The sequence below is a fragment of the Bradyrhizobium altum genome (genome assembly GCF_020889705.1).
Lineage (GTDB): Bacteria > Pseudomonadota > Alphaproteobacteria > Rhizobiales > Xanthobacteraceae > Bradyrhizobium > Bradyrhizobium altum.
Genome location: NZ_JACMYP010000003.1, coordinates 85,842 through 108,689 on the forward strand (window position 1 = coordinate 85,842; position 22,848 = coordinate 108,689).

The window sequence follows — 22,848 nt, forward strand, 5'->3', positions numbered from 1 at the left end:
CGGAATGGCTTTGCTTGGTGCCGTGCTCGGGACGGCGGTCATTGGTGCTGCTCAGGCGGCCGACCCGCCATTGAAGGTCGGCTTGCTGGAGGACGTCTCCGGCGATCTGGCATTCATGGGCATGCCGAAGCTGCATGGATCGCAGCTCGCGGTCGAGGAGATCAACAAGAGCGGCGGCATTCTCGGCCGCCAGATCGAGCTGATCCATCTCGATCCACAGGGCGACAACGCCCGCTACCAGGAGTTCGGCCGCCGCCTGCTCAACCGCGACAAGGTCGACGTGCTGATCGGCGGCATTACCTCTGCCTCGCGCGAGGCATTGCGTCCGATCGTCGATCGCACCACCACGCCGTATTTCTACACGAACCAGTATGAAGGCGGCGTCTGCGATGCCTCCATGGTCAGCATGGGCGCGGTGCCGGAGCAGCAGTTCTCGACCCTGATCCCCTGGATGGTCCAGAAGTTCGGCAAGAAGGTCTATGTCATCGCGGCAGACTATAATTTCGGCCAGATCTCGGCGGAGTGGAACCGCAAGATCATGAAGGACCTCGGCGGCGAGGTCGTGGGCGAGGAGTTCATCCCGCTCGGCGTATCGCAGTTCGCGCAGACGATCCAAAATATCCAGAAGGCGAAGCCAGACTGGCTGCTGACGATCAATGTCGGTGCCGCGCAGGACTCGTTCTTCGAGCAGGCGGCCGCCGCCAACCTCAATTTGCCGATGGGGTCCTCGATCAAGGTCATGCTTGGCTTCGAGCACAAGCGGTTCAAGCCGCCGGCGCTCAACAACATGCATGCGACCGCCAACTGGTTCGAGGAGATCGACACGCCCGAAGCCAACGACTTCAAGAAGCGCTGGCACGCCAAGTTCCCCGACGAGCTCTACATCAACGACATGGGCTACAACGCCTACAACGCGCTCTACATGTACAAGGCGCTGGTCGAGAAGGCGAAGTCGACCAAGCTCGAGGACATGCGCAAGGTGATCGCGACCGGTGATGCCTGCATCGACGCCCCCGAGGGCAAGGTCTGCATCGATCCGAAGAGCCAGCATACGTCGCACCGCATGCGCCTGATCTCGGTCGGGCCCAAGCATGAGGTGACCGTCGAGAAGGACTACGGGACGATCCAGCCATATTGGCTCGGCGAGATCGGCTGCGACCTCACCAAGAAGAACGACAAGGATCAGTACACGCCGAGTCATCTTCCCAGCAAATCGTGATGCAAGCGGGCACGAATCTTGCTCGTGTTTTTCATTGCTGCTTTGAAGCGAACCGGCGCCGCAATGATGCGGCGCCGTGATCAGGGAGAGTGGAATGTCGGCTGAACTCTTCTCGCTATTCTATCAGTTCGCCGACGTCTTCGCGTTCCTGATCCTGTCGGCGGCGGGCCTTGCCATCGTGTTCGGCATGATGGGCGTCATCAACATGGCGCATGGCGAGTTCATCATGTGCGGGGCCTATGTGACGGTCGGGCTCGTGAATCTCGGCGTGCCGCTCCCGATCGCCCAGATCCTGGCCACGCTGACGGCGGGGATCATCGGCATGATCGTCGAGTACCTGATCGTGCGGCGCTTCTACAAGCGTCCGCTCGACTCGCTGCTCGCCACCTGGGGCCTCAGCCTGATCGTGACGCAGTCGATGCTGCTGATCGTAGGCTCCGCGGTGCGCGGCATCGGCACGCCGGAAGGAAGCTTTGCGATCGGCGGCTACACGTTCTCGACCTATCGCCTCGTGCTGTTCGGCTGTGCGGTGGCGGTGCTGGCCGGGCTCTACATCATCTTCATGAAGACGCGCTTTGGCGTGATCGCGCGCGCCACGATGCAGAATGCGGCAATGGCGAAGGCGCTCGGCGCGCGCACCGGCCGCATCTATTCCATCAGCTTCGGGATCGGCACGGCGCTCGCGGGACTCTGCGGTGCGCTCTACGCGCCGACCATGACGCTGATCCCGACCATGGGCGCGACTTTCGTGGTCGAGAGCTTTGTCACCGTCGTGATCGGCGGCGCCAATGTCCTGCTCGGAACCGCACCGGCGGCGGTGTTCCTGGCGATGATCAGGATGGCGTTGAATGCGGGCTATGGCCAGATCATCGGGCAGATCGGCATGCTGTTTGCTGTGATCCTGATCATACGGGTGCTGCCTGAAGGGCTATCCAGCGTGCTGGTTCGCCGTGGGCGCTAGACGGGAATTTCTGATGTTCAAGCTGCTCGACGGTCCGCAGACGCTCGGACGCGGAAAGATCTTCTGGTCCTGCTTCCTTGCCGTGCTGGCGGGGGCGCTGATCTATCCGCTGTTCGCCGACTCCTATGATGTCGGCAACTTTGCCTACTTCCTGATCTGGATCTTCATGGCGCTCGGGCTCTGCCTGATGTGGGGCTACGGCGGCATGCTGTCGTTCGGCCAGACCTTCTTCTTCGGCATCGCTGGCTACGGCTATGGCGTGCTCGCCATCAACATGGGCGGGGGAACGGCCACGATCGCCGCACTCATTCTTTCGGTTGTCATCGCGATGATCGCGGCGGGAATCCTCGGCTACTTCATGATCTGGGGCGGCATCAGCGGGATTTTCTTCGGCATCGTGACGCTGTCGGCGACGCTGGTGCTGGCCTTCTTCCTCGGGCAGACGGCCGGGCCGGAATGGCATATCGGTCCGGCGCGGCTGAACGGCTTCAACGGCATGAAGGGAATGGATCCGCTCACCGTCGGCAGCTTCGACATCGAGGGATCGGCGCTCTATTACCTCATGATCGCGCTGATCGTGATCGTCTACGTTGCGCTGCGCATTCTGGTGAACTCGAGCGTCGGCAACGTGATCGTGGCGACGCGCGAAAACCCGCAGCGCGCCGAGATGCTCGGCTACGACGTTCGCAAGTATCAGCTCCTGACATTCGTGATCGGCAGCGGCCTCGCCGGCCTCAGCGGCGCGCTTTATACGTCCTGGGGGCAGTTCATCACGCCGTCCAGCATCGGCCTGCCGGCGGCGGCGATGCCGATCGTCTGGGTCGCATTCTCCGGACGCAATGATCTGACCGCGACCCTGGTCGGATCGTTCCTGCTGCTGTTCGGCTTCCAGACCATCACGGTCTACAGCCAGCAGGCAGCGCTGGTGCTGATGGGTGTCCTCCTGCTCGCCACCGTGATGCTAGCGCCCCAGGGCTTTGTCCTTGGCATCGGCAGGCTCGTCGTCGACTGGTGGTCCAGGCGCCGGCGGCGCGACGAGGCCCCCGCGCTGGCGGATGCCGGCCGTCTGCAATCGGATGAGACCTGAACCATGGCACTGGTCGATGTAAAAGGCGTCTCAAAGCGCTTCGGTGGATTGACCGCCGTCTCCGACGTCGACCTGACGGTCAATGCCGGTGAAGTCCATTGCCTGATCGGGCCCAACGGGGCCGGGAAGAGCACGCTGTTCAAGCTGATCGTCGGCCTCTATCCACCGACCACCGGCAGCATCTTCTTCGACACCGTCGATATCACCGCGGAGCGACCCTACGCGCGGGTGCAACGTGGCATGAGCATCAAGATGCAGGCGCCGAGCGTGTTCAAGGAGTTGCCGGTGCGGCAGAACATCCAGATCGCGCTGCAGGAGCGGCTTTCGGGCGCGGAATGCCGGGCTGAGGAGGAACGGCTGCTGGCGCTGCTCAATCTGGCTGATGATAGCGGCAAGCTCGCCGGTGCGCTGTCGCATGGCCAGCAGCAATGGCTGGAGATCGGGATGGCGCTGGCGCTGCAGCCGCAGCTTCTGCTGCTGGACGAGCCGACCGCCGGCATGTCGCCGGAAGAGACCTACAAGACCGGCGAATTGATCAAGTCGTTCAATGCCGAGGGCATGACGGTCCTGGTCGTCGAGCACGACATGGCGTTCGTGCGTCAGGTCGCCCAACGCGTCACCGTTCTGCATCTTGGCAAGATCTTCGCGCGCGGCAGCCTCGAAGCCATTCTGGAAGACGAGAAGGTCGCGGAAATCTACTTGGGTAAGACCCATGCCCACTGATCGCATCCTGGACGTATCGGGACTTTGGGCGGGCTTCGGCGCGACGCCGATACTGCAGGGTGTCAGCATGTCGGTCTCGCGCGGCGAGATCGTCGGCGTGATCGGCCGCAACGGCGTCGGCAAGTCGACCTTGATGCGGTGCCTGATCGGGCTGCTGCAGACCTGGCGCGGCACCATCACCTTCATGGATCAGGATGTCACGCAGCTCGAGGCCGATGCGCGGGCGCGCGCCGGCTTCGGCTACATCCCGCAGGGCCGCGACGTGTTTCCGCAAATGAGCGTCGAGGAGAACCTGCAGGTCGGCGAGCTGATCGGCGGACCCGGCGGAAAAAAACTGCCGGAGCTGGTCTATACGTATTTTCCGCGCCTGAAGGAGCGCCGGCGCCAGATCGCGGGCACCATGTCGGGTGGCGAGCAGCAGCAGCTTGCGATCGGCCGCGCGCTGATCGGCAATCCGTCGCTGATGATCCTCGACGAGCCGTCCGAGGGCATCCAGCCCTCGATCGTGCAGCACATTTGCGAAGCGCTGCAATCGTTCCGCGCCGAGCTCGGGACCACGATCATCTTCGTCGAGCAGAACCTCGACACCATCCTGGCGATCGCCCAACGCTGCTACATCATGGAAAAGGGCAAGATCACGCGATCGCTGGCCGGCGAGGAGGTCAACGCGGACAATGTTCGCGCGCAGCTGCTGCTTTGATCGGCCGCGCCATGTGATGAGGAAGTGCGCGTTCCATAATCGATAACAACGGAGGGAATGGATATGGATCTGGGACTCAAGGGAGCAAGGGTTCTCGTGACCGGCAGCACCAAGGGGATCGGGCGCGCGATCGCCGATACGTTCGCGGCCGAGGGTGCCAATGTCGGCATCTGCGCGCGCAATCAGGCGGATGTCGACACTGCGATTACCGCGATCAAGGCCAAGGGCGTCGCGGCATTCGGCGGTGCGGTCGACGTCTCGAACGGACCGGCGCTGAAGGCCTGGGTCGCCGACATGGCTGGAAAGCTCGGCGGCATCGATGTCGTGGTCGCCAATGTCAGCGCGCTGTCGATCGGGCAGGACGAGGAAAGCTGGGAGAAGGAATTCTCCACCGACATGATGGGGACGGTACGCCTCGTCAATGCGGCGATGCCGTATCTCGAGAAAAGCGCGGCGGCCGCGATCGTCACCATCTCCAGCGTGTCGGGACGCGAGGTCGATTTTGCCAGCGGTCCTTACGGCACCTTCAAGGCCGCCATCATCCACTACACGCAGGGCCTCGCCTACCAGCTCGCGGCCAAGGGCATCCGGGCCAATTCGGTGTCGCCGGGAAACACCTATTTCGAGGGCGGCGTCTGGAACATGATCAAGGACGGCAATCCCGAGCTGTACAAGACTGCGCTGGCGCTCAATCCGACCGGTCGCATGGGCACGCCGCAGGAGATGGCGAACGCCGCGGTGTTCCTTGCGAGCAAGGCGGCGAGCTTCATCACGGGGACCAATCTCGTCGTGGACGGCGCGTTGACGCGCGGTGTTCAGTTCTAGCCGGGGCCACAACGACATGTCAGCGGATTCATTGCACTATAAGTCCATCACCGAGATCTCCGGGCTTATTCGCCGTGGCGAGGCGAAGCCCTCGGAGATCACGGAGGCGACCCTCGGCCGGATCGCGAAACTCGATGGGCAGTTTCATGGCTATGCGCACGTCCTTGCGGAGCGGGCCATGGCGCAGGCGAAGCAGCGCGATGCGGAGATCGCCGAAGGCATCTGGCGCGGCCCGCTGCATGGCGTTCCGATCGGGCTGAAGGACCTCTGCTACACGTCGTTTGCGCCGACCGCCGGCGGCACGACGATCCACGCCAAGTTCGTGCCGTCCTTCAATGCCACGATCGTGGATCGGCTCGAGCTCGCCGGTGCAGTCACGCTCGGCAAGCTCAAGATGACGGAGGGCGCCTATACCAGCCACCATCCGGCCGTGCAGACCCCGCTCAATCCGTGGAATGTGAACTACTGGGTCGGCTCGTCGTCGAGCGGGTCGGGCGTCGCGACGTCGGCCGGCCTCTGCTACGGCTCGATCGGCAGCGACACCGGCGGTTCGATCAGGTTTCCGTCGGCGACCTGCGGCTTGACCGGCATCAAGCCGACCTGGGGCCGCGTCAGCCGGCACGGCATCTTCCCGCTGGCGGACTCGCTCGATCACGTCGGACCGATGTGCCGCAGCGCGGCCGACGCCGGAGCAATGCTCGGCGTCATCGCCGGCGCGGATGCCAACGATCCGACCGCCCTGCGGGCGCCGGTGCCGAACTATCTGGCCGGCGTCGGCGAGAGCATCCGGGGCTTGAGGATCGGCGTCGATCGCAGGTACACCCAGGAGGGGATCGATCGGCAGGTCGTCGCCGCGCTGGTGCAAGCCGAGCGCACGCTGGCCGATCTCGGTGCAGAGATCCGCGAGGTGCATTTCCCGCCTTATCAGAAGCTCGTGAGCCAGTGGATTGCGATGTGCTCGGTGGAAACGGCGGAGGCGCATCTGGACACCTACCCGTCGCGCAAGTCGGAATATGGACCGGACCTCGCGCAGCTGATCGAGCAGGGCAGGGCGACGAGCGGCGTCGATATCGCCGCGATCCATCACGAGCGGCTGAAGTTCAGGCAGCCTCTCCGCGATGTTCGAGGATATCGATCTCCTGTTGATCCCGACGATGCCGGTGCCGATCCCGACTCTGACGAAGATGAGCGAGTACGGCGCCGACCCCAACGTCCTCCTGAACATCCTGCGCTTCACGGCGGTGTTCGACTTCTCGGGCAGCCCGACCATCACGCTGCCGATGGGCATGGCGTCGGACCAGACGCCGCTCAGCATGCAGCTGGTCGGCCCGCATCTGTCCGAAGACCTGCTGGTCCGCACCGGCGCGGCATTCCAGTCGGTGACGGACTGGCATACGCGGCGGCCGCCGATCGAATAGCGCGTCGTCGTTGACTCGCCCCGTCGCGCCCCGTCAGGCCTTGCTGGCAAGCTGGGCCGCGATCGCGCGATAGCCGCGCATCCACATGTGATCGAGATCGAGGTCCATCGGCAGCGGCTGCGAGGAGACCCGCGCGATCACGGTCTCGTTGGCCGGATCGATGTAGATCCATTGGCCGTGGATGCCGACGGCGGCGAACGGGGTTTCGTTGCGATCGATCGTGTACCACTTGTTGCGGTAGTTGCCGTTCGGAAACACCTTGGTCAGGTCGCCGCGCGCCCAAGCCTCGGCATTGCCGTTCTGCCTGATGTCATCGACCCACCAGCCAGGCACCACCTGCCGTCCGTTGCCGATGCCGTGGTTGCGCATCATCTCGCCGAAGCGGGCGAGATCGCGCAGTGTCGCGCAGATGCCGCCGGCGACGCGCGCCGCGCCGCGCGAGTCGACGGCGATGTAGGCATCGTGCTCGGCGCCCATCGGCTGCCACAGATACTGCGCGAGGATCTTCGCGTAGGACATGCCGCAGGCGCGCTCATAGACCCAGCCGAGCGCGTCGGTGTTGGTCGAGACGTAGTGGAAGGTCCGCCCGTGCGGCGTACCGTTCGGCCGCAGGGTGCGCAGATAGTCGCGTAGGTTGGTCGGCGGCACGGTCGGGTCGGGTGGCTCCCAGCCGGTCGAGCGCCGGTAGTTCATGACGTCGCCGTCGCGCGCCATGTAGTCCTCGTCGAAGCGGATGCCGACGCTCATGTCGAGCAGGTGGCGCACCGTGCAGCTGCCGCCATAGACCGATCCCTCCATCTCCGGGATGTAGCGCGTCACCGGCGCGTCGGGATCGAGCTTGCCGTGATCGGCCAGGATGCCGCCAAGCGTTCCGGCGACCGACTTGCTGACCGAGAAAATCAGATGCGGGGTGTCCGGCGTCAGGCCGTGGGCATACCATTCGAAGGCGACCTGTCCGCGATGCGACACGACGATGCCGTCGGTGGCTTGCGCGCAGGGCCTGGCCGACGCCGACCGTCTCGCCGCGCGGGTCAGCGAAGCTGACGTCGTCGAGATAGCGCGGCGCAAAGGACAGCGGGGCCGGCGTCGAGGCGCGCGCGATGTTGGCGGTGGGCAGCAACTCGCGGACATTGCGGAATGCCCACTCGCTGAAGGGATGCTGGCGCCAGTTGGCGAGCGTGACTTGTTCGTCGGCCGCCGACGGGAAGGCGGCCATGATGCGACGCGAGTTCATTGTTGATCCAATAATGATATCGGGGACGTACAAAAGTTCCGTATAGGTCGCGCCGTTCGCAATCAACCGGATGGTGGAGGTCATGTCCGGGTTACTCCGGCGTAACCGTTTCCGGGAGGTGCGTTTGGCCCGCAATTTGCTTGACTATGCCCCGCGTCTGTCTCAGCGTGGCCGCCATGCGACGCGCAGACGTTCGCCATCGGGAAACATCGGGAGGTAGGTCATGATCGCGCTTCTGGGCCGACCGGATCCGGCAACCACACAGGCCATCCAGTTCGCGCGGGGGATTCTCGAGGGCTCGGCGACCGCGTTCTACGAGGTCGACGGCAATCTGACCCTCAACCGCTTCGTGCTCAGCAGCAACGTTCCGCCGAGCTTCCACGACCAGTATCTTGCCGGCATGAACCGGCTCGATCCGTTGCACCCGCGCTCCGCGAGCAACCGGCCGATCGCCCGGCTCAGCGTCGCCCTCGACCAATGCGCGTCCCAGGAGGCGGCGACCTATCGTGCGTTTGCCGGCCAATGCGGCGTCGCCGACATGATCGAGTTCTTCTTCCGCCGCAACGACCGGATCGTGGCCGGAATGAGCGTGCTCTGGGCGCCGGGCTGCACGATTCCCGACGGCAGCATGCATATTGCCGAGAAGATCCATGACTACCTCGAGTTCAACCTGACCAGCCGCCTGTCCCCGAATCCCGACGAGCCGGCGCGCTACGGACTGACCTCGCGCGAGATGGAAGTGGTCGAGCTGTTGTGCTGCGGCCGCACCAACCGTGAGATCGGCGAGTGCCTGAGCATCGGTCTCGCGACGGTGAAGACGCATCTGATCCATATCTTCGAGAAACTCGGCGTCGAGACTCGCTCCGCCGTCGTCGCGCTGATGTCGCGGCCGCATTGAGGCGGGGGTGTCGCGATCCAGCTGCCTTCCAGGCGTCGTCCTGGCGAAAGCCAGGACCCATAACCACCGCCGTTGATTGTGAACGGGGTTGTGGCTCCAGCGTCGCACAGCAATTGCCATTTGTGGTAATGGGTCCTGGCTTTCGCCAGGACGACACTGAGTGAGTGGCGCGGTCTGTGAGTCATGGCTCCACATTCTCGCGACATGATTTGTCCGAGCTTTGCTCTTCGTTCCGCCCTCCTCGAACAGAGGGCGCAGGGAAAGCCGGGTGCCGATCGCACCCATGGGCCCCGAGCAAAAGGTAGAAAGCTCGGGGGTAGGACCACAGGTGTAACCGGAGACTCCGGCTTTCCCTGCGCGATGGGTTACGGCTTACTTCGTGCTCTCCCCGGCGAGACTGGGCTTGTTTGTCACCGTCTTCACAAGACGTGTGAGCGTTTTGTGAAAAGACACCTGCCGCTAGGGCGTCAGGACCACACGACTTCACCGTCCGTCTCGTGCGCACTCGTCAGTTGCGCAATCAACGTCCACCGCATCTCACCGCAACACCCGTGACGATGCGCAGCGCCCCTCGATCGGGTGAGATGCGTCAACCATACACTGAGTTGCCGTTCCGATAAACCGAATTATTTTGATGGCGAGGGGTTGACACGTTTTGCTGAGTTGCCCGTCGGGTTAGTTTGTCGCATCCCGAATGGGGCGGGACCGTCGCTCCGTGGGCCGAAGCGGCGATCCCTGATCGCGCGATGTGCATGGTCGGGGTGTGGGGCTGACGTCGGCCAATCCGCACGACTGAGGACATAGTAAAATCGACAGTTGCGCGCGACAATTGCCATTCTGAACTAGCTCTGAGCAACAGATCTCGCGGTGAGCAGACTCAGGAGCGCAAAGGTAGTAGCGCGGCGCAGCAATTACAGTTCCTAGTGGATGAAATTCAGGGGAGAGGCGTAACGTCATGGCTGGAGGCTGGCCGCTACAGTCTCCGAAGCCGCCGTGAGCCCCAGCTCACCCCCTGAGCTGGGGCTCGCCGGAGCGCACATTCGAAGCGCAGCGACAACTGCGCCGATCACAGGCGCGAGCTGATTTTCGTTGTCGCAGGCTTCGTCGCTGCCTTTGACTTTGCTCGCGTTTTCACGCCATGCCTGGAAGATGCTGCAATTCGGGTGTGTCGCTTGCCGATCAGCCTGGCGTGGCTCGATGCTGAACGATGAGCTACGTATTCCGGACCGTCGACTGGTCCGAGATGCGCTGGGTCTCCATTCAAATATGGACGGCCGACTCCGAACTGCTTTTCGTGTTCGTCGATCCATTTCCATAATCGCTTGGTCTCGATTACGCGCTCGTCCTTGCTCCCGCCGTTCATGCTGATGACGTCTGCGGCGAGCCCGTGACCATAGCCTCCTCGCGAACTGCCACCGTGATAGGACTTGTCATTCGCGGCCTTCAGCCCGCTTGCGATTGATTGGCGATAGTCATCTCGGAATCCGCTTGTAATCCCAGGTGCCAGTCCGGCCTGTTCTGCTGCATGGAGCAAATAGAACAGCTTTCCCTTGAAGGCTCGATCCATCCCTCCGATCACATAATCCATCAGAGGCATGCCGGCTTTGTCTGCTGCTTTGGGGTCCTTCCATCCGAAGTCATTTTCGACCCGCTTGGGGATGCTGCGAGTGACGGTGATCTGTTTTCCCTTCCGCTTGATCGTTACGTCCGTTTTCTCGTAGACGACGATCCAGTCGGTCTTCGGCGCTCGCGCGTAAAGTACTCCAAGGAACCGGTCGATGCATGCCTCGGCAACAAAGCACTCGTCCAGGACCAAGACTGTATCGACATTGTCAGGAGCGGTCTTGAGCGAGTCGACAACGTTGGCCGTCTGAGATGCTTGCTCGGATTGCTTCTCGGTTTCCGTCGTAGGCAGAGCCTCGGGGTTCGCTCGGTCCGCACCTGGCGGCGCGCTCCGAGCATCGGCTTGAGCCGACGGTTCGGATGCTGTCACCTGTGGGCCCGACTCTTCCGCGGGCGACGCCGCGTGCACATCGCGAACGACGACACCGCATGACAGTGTGATCAGAGGCGCGGCAATGCGTAACCAACCAGCCCCGCAACCGAACTGATTTCGCCTGGTGCCATGAACCTCTTTGCGAGATGACATCCGCATTGGAAATCAAACATGAGCCAAATTGATCATGACAGCGTGCCATCGCGCTCGGAGCTTGGCAACCAGTTAACCACCGCAGAATTAGCCGGCGAACACGCAACTATTCAGATAGGCCAAAGCACTCCTCACGCACAGGTTTGACGGGTTTTGCTGAGTTGCCGTTGAATCAATTCGCCGCTTCGGGAAAGCGTCCAGCGAGACAAACCTCGCCTGTATTCACCGATCCACCGTTAGGTGGATTGCCGCTCGCCGTGCGGCCGGCCGAGACTCCGCCAAGGACCGGTGTCGTTTTCGACAATGTTGGCGAGCGGCTGCCGCTCACAACATTTGAGGATCCGACATGCGTGATTTCATGGCCATCGGCCGCTCGGTGGCGGTTGCGGAGCGTGGCATGGCCGCAACCTCGCACCCGCAGGCGACGCTTGCCGCGGTCGAGATGTTGAAGACCGGTGGCAACGCGGTCGATGCAGCCGTGGCCGCGGTGGCGGTGCAGGGCGTCGTCGAGCCGCAGATGACCGGGATCGGCGGCGACTGCTTTGCGCTGTATTCGCCGAAGGCCGGCGGGCCGATCGCGCTGAACGGCTCGGGCCGCACGCCCGCCGGCACCGATACTGAAAAATATGCCGGCAGCGGCGCGCGCGACATTCCGCCGACCGCGCCTGAGGCTGTGACCGTGCCGGGCGCCATCGACGCGTGGTGCAGGCTGGTCGCCGATCACGGCGGTAGGTCGCTGGAGGACATCTTCCGGCCGGCGATTGCGGCGGCCGAGCAGGGCTTTTGCGTGACACCGCGCGTCGCGGAAGACTGGCGCCGCTTCCGGGCGCGGATCGAGATCGACGCCAATGCCGCTGCGCAGTTCCTTCCCGGCGGCAAGGCGCCTGAGGTCGGCGACATCCGCACGCAGCCTGCGCTTGGCCGGACCCTGCGCCGGATCGCGCAGCACGGGCGCGAGGCGTTCTACGCAGGCGAGGCCGCCGACGAGATGGCCGGCATCTTGCGCGGGCTCGGCGGCGCCCACAGCACTGATGATTTCGCGGCGCAGACCTCGGACTACGTGCAGCCGATCTCGGCACGCTACCATGACCACGACGTGATCGAGTGTCCGCCGAACGGGCAGGGCCTGGCGGCGCTGATGATCCTGCGGACACTTGCCGGCTTCGATGTCGGCGCGCTGGCGCAGGCCGATCGGATCCATCTGCTGGCCGAAGCGACCAAGGCCGCCTACCGCGCGCGCGACGCCTTCTTCTGCGATCCAACCACCAGCAACATCGATCCCGTCGCATTCCTTGCCGAAGACTATATCGGGAGGATCCGCAGCAAGATCGACATGCGCCGCGCCTCCGCACCCGCGGTCTGGGATGATATCGAGCATCGCGACACCGTCTATGTCACGGTGGTCGACCGCGACCTCAACGCCGTCTCGCTGATCAACTCGCTGTTCTATCCGTTCGGCAGCGGCATCTATGCGCCGAAGTCCGGCGTCCTGCTGCACAACCGCGGCTGGAGTTTTCGCGCCCGGCCCGGACATCTCAATTCGCTCGGGCCGCGCAAGCGCCCGATGCACACCATCATCCCGGGCCTGCTGCGCAAGGACGGCAAGACCGTGATGTCGTTCGGCGTGATGGGCGGGCACTACCAGGCCGCCGGTCACGCCAATCTGCTGTCGAACATCTTCGATATGAAGATGGACATCCAGGCGGCCGCCGAGGCACCGCGCTCCTTTGCTTTCGACGGCGCGCTGTCGCTGGAGACGACGATATCACCAGCGATCCGCGACGAGCTGCGCACCCGCGACCACGATGCCCGCTTCTCCGAGGAGCCGATCGGCGGCTGCCAGGCGATCCGCATCGACCATGCGCGCGGCGTTCTGCTCGGCGCCTCCGACCACCGCAAGGACGGGCTGGCGCTGGGCTTTTGAGCCGCTGCCGCTTGCCCGCACTGCAGCAGGCGGCGGAGCATCCACCGGACGGTGGATTGTTCCAAATGCCGACATGCCGAACGTTTGTCGTCACGCTGGTGTCGTGCGCGGTTCGGCCGCTGTGCACCGCACAGCGAGCGCTCCAGGCTTTCCCAATCGAGAAGTTGATCCGTATGAACAGGACATTCGCCGACACGGTCTTCCGCAACGGCCGGATCTACACGTCGAACCGGGCGCAGCCTTGGGCGGCGTGCGCAGCCGTGAAGGCCGGCCGCTTCATCGCCGTGGGCGAGGAACGCGACGTCGCGGCGCTGGTCGGCGAGGGGACCAAGACCGTCGATCTCGGTGGACGAATGGCGATGCCGGGCATCATCGACATCCACAATCACATCATGATGGGCGGGCAGGCCGATCTCTACGAGCTGCGCTTCTCCAACGCCGACAGCGTGCCAAGGATCGCCGAGACCTTGCACAAGGCTGCCTCGGTGGCTGCGCCCGGCGCCTGGATCGTCGGCGGCCAGTTCGGCAACAATCTCCTGAACGAGATGAACACCGCGGAGTCCTGCGCGCTGCTGGATGCGGCGTGCCTCGGACATCCCGTCGTGCTGCGCGACGACACCTATCACAATCGCTGGGCGAGTTCGGCGGCGCTGCGGCTGGCCGGCGTGCAGGCAGAGACCCCCGATCCGACCGACGGCGAGATCGGCCGCGACCTCAAGACCGGGACGCTGACCGGGATCATGATCGAGGCCGCATCCGGCCTGGTCGAGCGGGCGCTCGCGGCCTCCGGTCACTACACGGCCGAGATGGACCGCGCGGCGGTGGCGCGTTCGATCTCGGTGCTGAACGCCTATGGCGTCACCGCCTTCATCGACGCCGCCAGCATGCAGCCGATCATGGCGGCGCTGAAGGGGCTCGACGATCGCGGCGAGCTGACCGCCTGGGCGGTCTGCGCGATGCCGGTGGTCGAGCCGGGCTTCATGTTCGGCAAGGCCGGCGAGGAGCTGTTTGCGCTGCGCGAGCAGTATCGCGGCGCGCATGTGAAGCCGGACTATGTGAAAGTGTTCCTCGACGGCGTGCCCGGCGCCAAGACCGCGGCTTTCCACGAGCCTTATATGGCCGACCCCGTGCGCGGCTGCTGCTTCCGCGGATCGACCATGCTGACCGTGCCGGACCTGATCCGCTGGCTCGGGCGCTGCGAGAAGCTCGGCCTTGCGGCGAAGATTCATTGCGCTGGTGATGCCGCGGTGACGCAGGCGCTCGACGCGATCGATGTCGTGCGCAGCTTCAACGGGGCGACCGATCTGGTCCACCAGATCGCACATGCGAGCTACATCGCGCCCGACGACATCAAGCGCTTCGCCGAGCTCGGGGTTGCGGCCGATCTATCACCGATCATCTGGTATCCAACCGTCTTCCTCGAGGCGCACAAGGCTGCGATGGGCGAGGAGCGCGCGCAACGGTTCTGGCCGAACAAGGACCTGAAGGCGGCCGGCGCACTGATGGCCGGTGGCTCGGACTGGCCGGTGATCCCGATTCCCGATCCCTGGCAGGGCATCGAGGGCATGGTGACCCGGCAAAATCCCACCGGGGATTTTCCCGGCAAGTCGTTGTGGGCCGAGCAGGCGCTCGATCTTGCCACCGTGATCGACATCTACACCATCGATGCCGCGCGGGCGGCCGGCCTCGGCCAATCGATCGGCTCGATCGAGGTCGGCAAGTCGGCCGATTTGATCGTGCTCGACCAGATGATCTTCGACATCCCGCCGGACCAGCTTGCCGACACGCGGGTCGAGATGACCTTCTTCGAAGGCCGCAAGGTTTACGAGCGGGGCGCGTGATGGGCACGGCGGATCAGATCCCGGTCACGGTGCTCACCGGTTTCCTCGGCAGCGGCAAGACCACGGTGCTGAACCATCTGCTGCGCCAGCCGGAGCTCAATGGCGTCGTCGCCATCATCAACGAGTTCGGCGAGGTGGCCTTGGATCACCTCCTGGTCGAGAGCAGCGAGGATCGTCTCGCGCTGCTCGACAATGGCTGCATCTGTTGCTCGGTGCGCGAGGATCTGATCGAGACGCTGGCCGATCTTGCCGCCCGCCGCGCTGCCGGCACCGTCCCGCCGTTCCACCGCGTGCTGGTCGAGACCACCGGGCTCGCCGATCCCGTACCGGTGCTGCACACGCTGATGACGGCGTCCGATATCGTTGGCCGCTACCGGATCGACGGCGTGGTCGCGACCGTCGATGCCGTCAACGGCGCGCGCACCCTCGCGGCCCATAGCGAAGCCGTCAGGCAGATCGCGGTCGCCGACCGGCTGCTCGTGACCAAGACCGACCTGGCCGCCGAAGACGCGCTGGCGCAACTCGACGCGCGGCTCGCTGCGATCAATCCGGTCGCGACGCGCGCGCATGTGCGGAACGGGATGGTCGATCCGGCAAAGGTTCTCGATGCCGGGCTGTTCGATCCGTCGGCCCGCTCGGCCGACGTGGTACGCTGGTTCGATCTGGCGTCGCAGGCGGCGAATGCGCCGCATCATCACGCCGAGCACGATTGCGATGGCGCAGAATGCGGCCATCACAGCCACCATGTGCATGACACTAATGTGTCCTCCTACAGCCTGATCATCGACGAGCCGATCCAGCGCGAGGCGTTTGCGCGCTGGATCGACTATGCCGCAGCGCTCAAGGGCGAGGACCTGCTGCGCTTCAAGGCGATCGTGCATGTCGCCGAGCAGCCCGATGCCCCCGTCGTGGTGCATGGCGTGCAGCACGTCTTCCATCCGCCGATCACGCTACAGGGCTGGCCGTCGGCGGACCGGCGCTCGCGGCTCGTCTTCATCGTGCGCGGCATCCCGCGCCAGATTATCGAGAACACATTGTGCAAATTTGCGGCGGTGAGCCGTGCCGCGATCCGGCGATCGGCGGCGTGAGCCCGCGGTCAAGCAATTTCATCATTGGTTGTGGAGGGAGAGGACATGACTGAGACAAAGAACAATTCGGCGTCCGGCCGGCTCGACCGGCGTACGCTGCTGAAGGCGGCCGGTGCGACCGGTCTCGCATCCGCGATGAACGTACCGCTGGTCAATATCGCGCGGGCCGCCGGCAATACCATCAAGATCGGCTGGGTCGGATGCCTCTCCGGCGTCCGCGCGCCGTTTGCCGAGCCCGACACCTGGATCCATGAGCGCATCAAGGCCCGGCTGAAGGACGGCCTGAAGATCGGCGGCAAGACCTGGCAGGTCGAGTTTGTCTTCAAGGACAACCAATCCGACCCGAACCGCTCGTCGGTGGTCGCGAGTGAACTGGTGCTGCGAGAGAAATGCGACCTGATCCTGATCGAGGATGGCGACGCGCAGGCTCCGGTGCAGGAGCTCGCCGATGCCCGCGGCATTCCGTCGATTTCGACCATGGTGCCGTGGCAGGGCTGGATGTTCCCGCGCAAGTCGACGCCCGACAAGGGCTTCCCCTACAGCTATCACTTCTTCTGGGGCGCCGATGATGTCGTGAAGAATTTCCTCGGCATGTGGCAGTCGGTCGAGACCAACAAGAAGGTCGGTACGCTCTACATCGACAATCCCGCAGGTCAGGCGTTCTCCGATCCGAAGGTCGGTCTGCCCGGCGGCATTGCGGGGGCCGGCTATCAGGAATTCTCCGCCGGAAAATTCCAGATCGCGACCGACGACTTCACCAACCAGGTGTCGTCGTTCAAGAGCAACGGCGTCGATATCGTGTCCGGCTTCACCTACGGCAATCACTGGGTGACACTGTGGAACCAGGCGGCGCAGGCCGGCTTCAAGCCGCAGATCTGCACGGTGGCGGCGGCTTTCCTGTTCCCCAGTGCGGTGAACGCGCTCGGCGATCGCGGCGACGGCATGTCGACCGAGGTGTGGTGGACGCCGGCCTATCCGTTCAAGTCCTCGCTGACCGGGCAGAGCGCCGCCGAGCTCGCCGCGGAATGGGAGAAGACCACCGGCAAGCAATGGACCCAGCCGATCGGCTACGCGCATGCTCTATGGGAGGTTGCACTCGCCGCGTTGCAGGACAGCGATCCGAAGGACAAGAACTCGTTGCGCGATGCCATCGCGGGGCTCGACATGGAGACGGTGGTCGGACCCGTGAAGTTCAAGGGGACGCCGATCAAGAACGTCGCGGTGACGTCGCTTTCGGGCGGGCAATGGCGCAAGAGCAAGGGCGGCAAGTCGAAATACGAGCTCCTGATCGTGCACAACGGCACCGCGCCTTTCATCCCGAAGCAGGCCGATCTCCAGCTGCTCTCCAAGCTGGCCTGAGATGGCACCGCTTCTGCGCGTCAGCGGGCTCTGCAAGCGCTTCGGCGAGATCGTGGTGGCCGACAATGTCAGCTTCGAGCTGGCGCGCGGCGAGTGTCTCGGCGTGATCGGCCCGAACGGCGCCGGCAAGAGCTCGCTGCTGAACCTGATCGTCGGCCTGCTCACGGCCGACGGCGGTTCGATCATGCTCGACGACAGGGAGATATCTGGCCTGCCGCCGCATCGCCGGGCGCGGATGGGTCTTGGGCGCGCGTTCCAGATCCCGCAGCCGTTTCCGCATCTGTCGGTCTACGAGAACGCGCTGGTCGCCGCGTCCTACGGCGCGGGCCTGTATGGCGAGGCGGCAACCAGCTGGACGATGGAGGTGTTGCAGCGCACCGGGCTCGACGCCAAGGCGGACAAGCTCGCGGGCGCCTTGCCGCTAATCGATCGCAAGCGGCTGGAATTCGCCAAGGCGCTGGCCTCGAAGCCCAAGCTGATCCTGCTCGACGAGATCGCGGCCGGGCTGACCGAGCCCGAGGTCGAGCGCCTCGTCGCCATCATCAAGTCGGTGAAGGCAGATCACGCCATGATCTGGATCGAGCATATTCCGCACGCCCTGCGCGCAGTATCGGATCGCATCCTGGTGCTCGATTTCGGCCGCAAGGTGCTGGAAGGGCCGCCGGCCGAGGTGATGGACAGCGCCGTGGTGCGCGAGATCTACATGGGATTGAAGGCCGATGGCGTTGCTTGATGTGAACGGCCTGCAGATCTTCTACGGCGATCTCCAGGCCGTGTTCGACATGAATTTCACCGTCGCGGACGGCGAGGCGGTGGCGCTGGTCGGCGCCAACGGCGCCGGCAAGTCGACCTTCCTGAAGGCGCTGGTCGGGCTCAACGAGGAGCGGCGAGGGGCGGTGCATTTCGACGGCATCGACATCTCGCAGATGCCGGCCGAGCAGGTGTCGCGGCTCGGGCTCATCATGGTGCCCGAGGGGCGCCTGCTGTTCGATTCGCTGACCATCGAGGAGAACCTGCTGATGGGCAGCGTCAACCGTCGCAAGGGCAGCTGGACGCTGCGGCGGGTGTTCGACCTGTTCCCGATCCTGGAAGAGCGGCGGCGGATGTTTCCGGGCCAGCTCTCCGGTGGCCAGCAGCAGATGGCGGCGATCGGCCGCGCGTTGATGTCGAACCCGCGGCTGTTGCTGTGCGACGAGATCTCGCTCGGGCTCGCGCCCGTCGTGGTCGAGCAGATCTATCGCTCCTTTGCCGATATTCGCCGCGAGGGCACCGCCGTCGTGCTGGTCGAGCAGGACGTCAAGCGCGCGCTCGCGACCTCCGAACGAATCTACTGCCTGTTGAAGGGGCGGGTGTCGCTGACCGGCCCGGCGCAAGGGTTGCAGCCGGAGCAGCTGACGCACGCTTATTTCGGTAACTAGCCAGGATTGGCACGATATGATCTGGGTTGAGACATTGATCAACGGAGCCCTGCTGGGCGGGCTCTACGGCCTGCTCGGCATCGGGCTCGCCCTGGTGTTCGGCGTGATGCGCGTCGTCAACATTGCGCATGGCGAATTCATGGTGCTGAGCGCGTTCTGCGCCGTGCTGCTTTCCAACCTGTTTCCGCAGGTGTCGCCGCTGCTGATGCTGATCCCGGTGATCGCGCTGTCGTTTGCGGTCGGCTGGCTCTATCAGGCGGCTATCGTCAATCGTGTCGTGACGTCGCCCGATCCGCTGTCGCCGTTGCTGCTGACCTTCGGCGTCTCGGTGATCCTGCGTAACGTCATGGTCGAAATATTCGGCGCCGACGTGCGCAGCCTCCAGGTCGGCGAACTGTCGCGCGCCAGCCTCGAGATCGCCGGCCTCAACATCGGCATCATGCCGCTGCTCACGCTGGTGCTCGCCGCGCTGCTGTTCATGGCGCTGCAGCTCGTGCTGCGCCACACCGAGTTCGGCCGGATCGTGCGCGCCACCGCCGACCGCCGCGACATCGTCCGGCTGTCCGGGGTCAAGCCGGACCGGGTCTACAATTATGTCATGGGCCTGTCGCTCGCGCTCGGCGCGATCGGCGGCGTGCTGCTTGCGGTGCGATCGGGCTTCACGCCGTTCTCGGGCGCCGAGCGGCTCTTGATCGCCTTCGAGGTCGTGGTGCTCGGCGGGCTCGGCTCGTTCTGGGGCGCGCTGCTCGGCGGCATCGCGCTCGGCATGGCGCAATTGATCGGGTTGAAGATCGATCCGAATGCGGGGCTGCTCTATGCGCATCTGTTGTTCTTCATCATGCTGTTGATCCGCCCGTCGGGTCTCGTGTCGAGCAGGGTATGACGCTGATGCCGACACGGACAATTCTCCTCGCCTGTGCCATCGTGCTGGTCGCGATCATCGCCGGCGCACCCTTCGTGCTGAATGAAGGCATCCTGCGGCTCGCGACCGAATGCCTGCTGCTGCTGACGATGGCGCAGATGTGGAACCTGCTGGCGGGCTATGCCGGGCTGGTCTCGCTCGGCCATCAGGTCTTCATCGCCTTCGGCGCCTATGCGCTGTTCCTCACCTCCGGCTGGCTCGAGGTGACCCCGATCTGGGTGCTGCCGGTGGCGCCGCTGGTGGCCGCCGCCGTCGCGGCGATCATCGCCTTTCCGCTGTTTCGTTTGCGCGACGCCTATTTCTCGATCGCGATGTGGGTGTTCGCCGAGATCATCGGCGCCTTCACGATGAAATCGCAGGCGGTCGGCGGCACGTCGGGCGTGCCGCTCGCCACCAGCAAGCTGATCGATTTCGACTGGTTCGAGCCGACCATGTTCTGGCTCGCGGGCGGCCTGACGCTCGTCACCATCGCGGCGCTGTACAAGATGATGACCTCGAGCTTCGGGCTCGGGCTGATGAGCGTGCGCGACAATGATCTCGCCGCGATGAGCGTCGGGGTCGACGTCCGGCATAATCGCTTCATCGCCTTCGTGCTGTCCGCGGCTGGATGCGGGCTTGCGGGTGCGCTGAGCTTCATGGGCAATCTGTTCATCGCGCCGCTGGCGGCATTCGATGTCAACTGGTCCGTCTACATGATGTTCATCGTGATCATCGGCGGCATCGGAACGCTGGAAGGCCCGATCCTGGGCGTCATCATCTTCTTCGGCCTGCGCGAATTGATGACCGGGCCGCTCGGCCTGTCCGGCGGCTGGTATCTGGTTGGGCTCGGCATCATTGCCGTCGTTGTGATGATCGTGGCGCCGCGCGGCATCTGGCCGGCGTTGCGCGATCGCCTCGGCGTACGGCTGCTCGATGTCCACCGCGCCGCGCCACGGCCGGCCGCGGCCACCATCCTGCCGGGCGCATCGGAACGGGTTACCGGATGAGGCGGGCCTTCACGCCGTCATCATTGCTTGTATTCTGACAGTTCTGGTTTTGAGTGGAGGTCGTGATGGCTCTGGTATTCCGGCATGGCGGATGGGCATTAGCCGGCCTGGTTGCGGCGACCTTGGCGGTGCCGCTGCCGGCGCAGGCCGAGCGCAGGATGTGGCCGCAGGCGGCCGCAACGCACCCGATGGATGGGCTAACAACGGACGAAATCCGTTCGGTCTCCGAGATTCTCCGCGGCGCCGGCAAGCTCGACGATGCGGCGCGGGTCGTCTCCATGACGGTCGACGAGGACCCCAAGGACGAGGTGCGGGCGTGGAAGCCCGGACAACCCTTCGCGCGGCGGGCGAACGCGACGCTGCTGAGCGGCGGGCATCTCTACGAAGCGCATATCGATCTCGCCGCGCGCAGCCTGCTTGGCTGGGACGAGGTCAGGGATCATGAGGCCGCGCTGACCATCGACGAGCTGATGTCCGCCGGTGATCTGCCGAAGCAGGACCCGCGCTGGATCGCCGCGATGGCCAAGCGCGGCATCACCGATTTCCATAATGTGCTGTGCCTGCCGCTGACGGTCGGTCCGGTGAGCGACCCGGCCCTGAAGGGCCGCCGCCTGCTCAACGTGCCCTGTGTCGACACCACGGGCGCCGCCAACAACCTCTGGGGCAAGCCGATCGAGAACCTGGTCGCCCAGGTCGATCTCAAAAGCAGAACGGTGCTGTCGGTGACCGATCTCGGTGTGGTGCCGCCACCGCCGCAGACGCCATCGCACGCCTATGCCGATTCCGGAAAATACCGCAAGCCGCCGAAGCCGATCGAGATCACGGCGCCAGAAGGCAGCAATGTGAAGGTGGAGGGCGGCCAGGTCCACTGGGACAATTGGTCGTTCCATGTCCGGCTCGAGCCGCGCGTCGGCGCGGTGCTGTCGCTGATCCGCTACGACGACCACGGCACGTTGCGCGACATCGCCTACCAGATCTCGGCGAGCGAGATGTTCGTGCCCTATATGGATCCTTCGCCGACCTGGTCGTTCCGCGCCTATATGGATATCGGCGAATATGGCTTTGGCGTGCTCTCCAGTGAATTGCAGCGCGGCATCGATTGCCCCGAAGGCGCGCATTTCCTCGATCTGACGATCTCGGACACCAAAGGCAATCCGGTCGTCTCCAAGGGCGCGGTCTGCATCTTCGAGCGCCCGACCGGCGATCCGATCTGGCGCCACAGCGAACTCATCAACAACACCGCCGAGGTGCGGCCGAACAACGAGCTGGTGGTGCGGATGGCGCCGGTGGTCGGTAATTACGACTATCTGGTGGACTACGTGTTCGACCGCGCCGGCAATATCGACGTGCGGCTCGGCGCCTACGGCATCGATGCGACCAAGGGCGTCGCGAGCCGGGCACTGAGCGATCCGACGGCCGCGCAGGACACGGCCTACGGGACGCTGGTCGACGAGCGGCTGCTTGCCGTCAATCACGATCACTACATGACGTTCCGGATCGACATGGACGTCGACGGCGCTTCGAACCGACTGGTCGAGGACCGCTTCAGCGTCCGCCGGCTGGATGAGGGCCAGCGCAAGAGCCTGTGGCAGGTCGAAACGAAACCGGTCACGACCGAAGGACCGATCACGACGCCGCTGAGCGCGGCGCAGTTCAGGATCGAAAGTACGGGCAAGACCAACAGCCGCGGCTATCGCACCAGTTATCAGCTGATGCCCGGCCACTCCGACGTCTCATTGCTCGCCAAGGACGATCCGATCCAGCTCCGCGCCGGCTTCAGCGCCTACACGCTGTGGACCTCGGCCTATGCCAAGGATGAGAGATATGCCGCAGGCATGTACCCGAACGAGAATCCTGAGGTCGATGGCTTGCCGAAATGGACCGCCGCGAAACGGCCGATCGAGGATCGCGACCTCGTGCTGTGGTACACCGTCGGCTTCCGCCACGTGCCGCGCGCAGAGGATTGGCCGGTCATGCCGGGCCTTTGGCACGGCTTCCGGCTCCGTCCGTTCAACTTCTTCGATCGCAATCCCGCGCTCGACGTGCCGCCGATGGTGAATGCCAGGGACACCAAATGAGGGGCCGCGTGCATCGCA

Annotated in this window: 18 protein-coding genes and 1 pseudogene; 17 read left to right on the plus strand and 2 right to left on the minus strand. The window is 64.4% G+C overall.

All coding sequences use genetic code 11. The features are described 5' to 3' along the window. The first annotated feature begins 4 nt into the window (after positions 1-4). The 7 genes and pseudogenes from H8B02_RS02400 to H8B02_RS02430 all read left to right on the plus strand — a co-directional run bounded on the left by H8B02_RS02400 (position 5) and on the right by H8B02_RS02430 (position 6,933). A complete protein-coding gene (locus tag H8B02_RS02400) occupies positions 5-1,219 on the plus strand; it encodes an urea ABC transporter substrate-binding protein (protein ID WP_176532274.1) in 1,215 nt (404 codons plus the stop codon). Between the two features lie 94 nt (positions 1,220-1,313). Continuing rightward, positions 1,314-2,180, plus strand: coding sequence for an ABC transporter permease subunit (locus tag H8B02_RS02405; protein WP_229164643.1), 867 nt, complete (start codon positions 1,314-1,316; stop codon positions 2,178-2,180). Between the two features lie 13 nt (positions 2,181-2,193). Continuing rightward, positions 2,194-3,267 carry a branched-chain amino acid ABC transporter permease gene (locus H8B02_RS02410; RefSeq protein WP_229164644.1) on the plus strand — a complete coding sequence of 358 codons (1,074 nt, stop codon included), beginning with the start codon at positions 2,194-2,196 and terminating at the stop codon, positions 3,265-3,267. Between the two features lie 3 nt (positions 3,268-3,270). Then, on the plus strand, positions 3,271-3,990 hold the full coding sequence (locus tag H8B02_RS02415) for an ABC transporter ATP-binding protein (protein WP_229164646.1): 720 nt from the start codon (positions 3,271-3,273) through the stop codon (positions 3,988-3,990). Beyond that, positions 3,980-4,690: an ABC transporter ATP-binding protein gene (locus H8B02_RS02420; protein ID WP_229164649.1), complete on the plus strand. Its 711-nt coding sequence runs from the start codon at positions 3,980-3,982 to the stop codon at positions 4,688-4,690. Before H8B02_RS02415 ends, H8B02_RS02420 begins: the two co-directional genes overlap by 11 nt. A 63-nt stretch (positions 4,691-4,753) precedes the next feature. Further along, positions 4,754-5,515: an SDR family NAD(P)-dependent oxidoreductase gene (locus tag H8B02_RS02425; protein WP_229164659.1), complete on the plus strand. Its 762-nt coding sequence runs from the start codon at positions 4,754-4,756 to the stop codon at positions 5,513-5,515. 16 nt (positions 5,516-5,531) lie between these two features. Beyond that, a pseudogene (locus H8B02_RS02430) lies at positions 5,532-6,933 on the plus strand (amidase). 33 nt (positions 6,934-6,966) lie between these two features. Here H8B02_RS02430 and H8B02_RS02435 read toward each other — a convergent pair. Then, complete coding sequence (locus H8B02_RS02435) at positions 6,967-7,902, minus strand: serine hydrolase domain-containing protein (protein ID WP_312000589.1); 936 nt, start codon at positions 7,900-7,902, stop codon at positions 6,967-6,969. A 488-nt stretch (positions 7,903-8,390) separates the two neighbouring features. Here H8B02_RS02435 and H8B02_RS02440 point away from each other — a divergent pair, with 488 nt between their 5' ends. Continuing rightward, positions 8,391-9,065, plus strand: coding sequence for a helix-turn-helix transcriptional regulator (locus tag H8B02_RS02440; RefSeq protein ID WP_229164661.1), 675 nt, complete (start codon positions 8,391-8,393; stop codon positions 9,063-9,065). A gap of 1,066 nt (positions 9,066-10,131) precedes the next feature. On the opposite strand, the gene H8B02_RS48355 is transcribed toward H8B02_RS02440, so the two are convergent. After that, positions 10,132-11,058, minus strand: a complete 927-nt coding sequence (locus tag H8B02_RS48355) for a D-alanyl-D-alanine carboxypeptidase family protein (protein ID WP_229164663.1) — start codon at positions 11,056-11,058, stop codon at positions 10,132-10,134. Between the two features lie 502 nt (positions 11,059-11,560). On the opposite strand from H8B02_RS48355, the gene H8B02_RS02450 reads away from it, so the two are divergent. The 9 genes from H8B02_RS02450 to H8B02_RS02490 all read left to right on the plus strand — a co-directional run bounded on the left by H8B02_RS02450 (position 11,561) and on the right by H8B02_RS02490 (position 22,830). After that, the gene (locus tag H8B02_RS02450; RefSeq protein WP_229164664.1) at positions 11,561-13,138 is read left to right on the plus strand and encodes a gamma-glutamyltransferase family protein; all 1,578 of its coding nucleotides are present in this window, start codon (positions 11,561-11,563) and stop codon (positions 13,136-13,138) included. 173 nt (positions 13,139-13,311) lie between these two features. After that, on the plus strand, positions 13,312-14,979 hold the full coding sequence (locus tag H8B02_RS02455) for an amidohydrolase (RefSeq protein WP_229164665.1): 1,668 nt from the start codon (positions 13,312-13,314) through the stop codon (positions 14,977-14,979). Continuing rightward, positions 14,979-16,067: a CobW family GTP-binding protein gene (locus H8B02_RS02460; protein WP_229164666.1), complete on the plus strand. Its 1,089-nt coding sequence runs from the start codon at positions 14,979-14,981 to the stop codon at positions 16,065-16,067. Before H8B02_RS02455 ends, H8B02_RS02460 begins: the two co-directional genes overlap by 1 nt. A gap of 45 nt (positions 16,068-16,112) precedes the next feature. After that, a complete protein-coding gene (locus H8B02_RS02465; protein WP_229164667.1) occupies positions 16,113-17,426 on the plus strand; it encodes an ABC transporter substrate-binding protein in 1,314 nt (437 codons plus the stop codon). 1 nt (position 17,427) lies between these two features. Beyond that, the gene (locus H8B02_RS02470) at positions 17,428-18,159 is read left to right on the plus strand and encodes an ABC transporter ATP-binding protein (RefSeq protein WP_229164668.1); all 732 of its coding nucleotides are present in this window, start codon (positions 17,428-17,430) and stop codon (positions 18,157-18,159) included. Beyond that, positions 18,146-18,844, plus strand: a complete 699-nt coding sequence (locus tag H8B02_RS02475; protein WP_173642024.1) for an ABC transporter ATP-binding protein — start codon at positions 18,146-18,148, stop codon at positions 18,842-18,844. Before H8B02_RS02470 ends, H8B02_RS02475 begins: the two co-directional genes overlap by 14 nt. A gap of 16 nt (positions 18,845-18,860) precedes the next feature. Beyond that, the gene (locus H8B02_RS02480) at positions 18,861-19,727 is read left to right on the plus strand and encodes a branched-chain amino acid ABC transporter permease (RefSeq protein ID WP_229164669.1); all 867 of its coding nucleotides are present in this window, start codon (positions 18,861-18,863) and stop codon (positions 19,725-19,727) included. Next, positions 19,724-20,752, plus strand: a complete 1,029-nt coding sequence (locus H8B02_RS02485) for a branched-chain amino acid ABC transporter permease (RefSeq protein WP_229164671.1) — start codon at positions 19,724-19,726, stop codon at positions 20,750-20,752. Before H8B02_RS02480 ends, H8B02_RS02485 begins: the two co-directional genes overlap by 4 nt. Positions 20,753-20,817: 65 nt before the next feature. Further along, positions 20,818-22,830 (plus strand): copper amine oxidase, encoded by a 2,013-nt coding sequence (locus H8B02_RS02490; protein WP_229164673.1) that lies wholly within the window; start codon positions 20,818-20,820, stop codon positions 22,828-22,830. Positions 22,831-22,848 lie beyond the last annotated feature (18 nt).

What these genes read in the sequence shown, in the direction of transcription:
- H8B02_RS02400 (WP_176532274.1), top strand. Translation starts at nt 5, where the DNA reads ATGGCTTTGCTTGGTGCCGTGCTCGGGACGGCGGTCATTGGTGCTGCT.
- H8B02_RS02405 (WP_229164643.1), top strand. Translation starts at nt 1,314, where the DNA reads ATGTCGGCTGAACTCTTCTCGCTATTCTATCAGTTCGCCGACGTCTTC.
- H8B02_RS02410 (WP_229164644.1), top strand. Translation starts at nt 2,194, where the DNA reads ATGTTCAAGCTGCTCGACGGTCCGCAGACGCTCGGACGCGGAAAGATC.
- H8B02_RS02415 (WP_229164646.1), top strand. Translation starts at nt 3,271, where the DNA reads ATGGCACTGGTCGATGTAAAAGGCGTCTCAAAGCGCTTCGGTGGATTG.
- H8B02_RS02420 (WP_229164649.1), top strand. Translation starts at nt 3,980, where the DNA reads ATGCCCACTGATCGCATCCTGGACGTATCGGGACTTTGGGCGGGCTTC.
- H8B02_RS02425 (WP_229164659.1), top strand. Translation starts at nt 4,754, where the DNA reads ATGGATCTGGGACTCAAGGGAGCAAGGGTTCTCGTGACCGGCAGCACC.
- H8B02_RS02440 (WP_229164661.1), top strand. Translation starts at nt 8,391, where the DNA reads ATGATCGCGCTTCTGGGCCGACCGGATCCGGCAACCACACAGGCCATC.
- H8B02_RS02450 (WP_229164664.1), top strand. Translation starts at nt 11,561, where the DNA reads ATGCGTGATTTCATGGCCATCGGCCGCTCGGTGGCGGTTGCGGAGCGT.
- H8B02_RS02455 (WP_229164665.1), top strand. Translation starts at nt 13,312, where the DNA reads ATGAACAGGACATTCGCCGACACGGTCTTCCGCAACGGCCGGATCTAC.
- H8B02_RS02460 (WP_229164666.1), top strand. Translation starts at nt 14,979, where the DNA reads ATGGGCACGGCGGATCAGATCCCGGTCACGGTGCTCACCGGTTTCCTC.
- H8B02_RS02465 (WP_229164667.1), top strand. Translation starts at nt 16,113, where the DNA reads ATGACTGAGACAAAGAACAATTCGGCGTCCGGCCGGCTCGACCGGCGT.
- H8B02_RS02470 (WP_229164668.1), top strand. Translation starts at nt 17,428, where the DNA reads ATGGCACCGCTTCTGCGCGTCAGCGGGCTCTGCAAGCGCTTCGGCGAG.
- H8B02_RS02475 (WP_173642024.1), top strand. Translation starts at nt 18,146, where the DNA reads ATGGCGTTGCTTGATGTGAACGGCCTGCAGATCTTCTACGGCGATCTC.
- H8B02_RS02480 (WP_229164669.1), top strand. Translation starts at nt 18,861, where the DNA reads ATGATCTGGGTTGAGACATTGATCAACGGAGCCCTGCTGGGCGGGCTC.
- H8B02_RS02485 (WP_229164671.1), top strand. Translation starts at nt 19,724, where the DNA reads ATGACGCTGATGCCGACACGGACAATTCTCCTCGCCTGTGCCATCGTG.
- H8B02_RS02490 (WP_229164673.1), top strand. Translation starts at nt 20,818, where the DNA reads ATGGCTCTGGTATTCCGGCATGGCGGATGGGCATTAGCCGGCCTGGTT.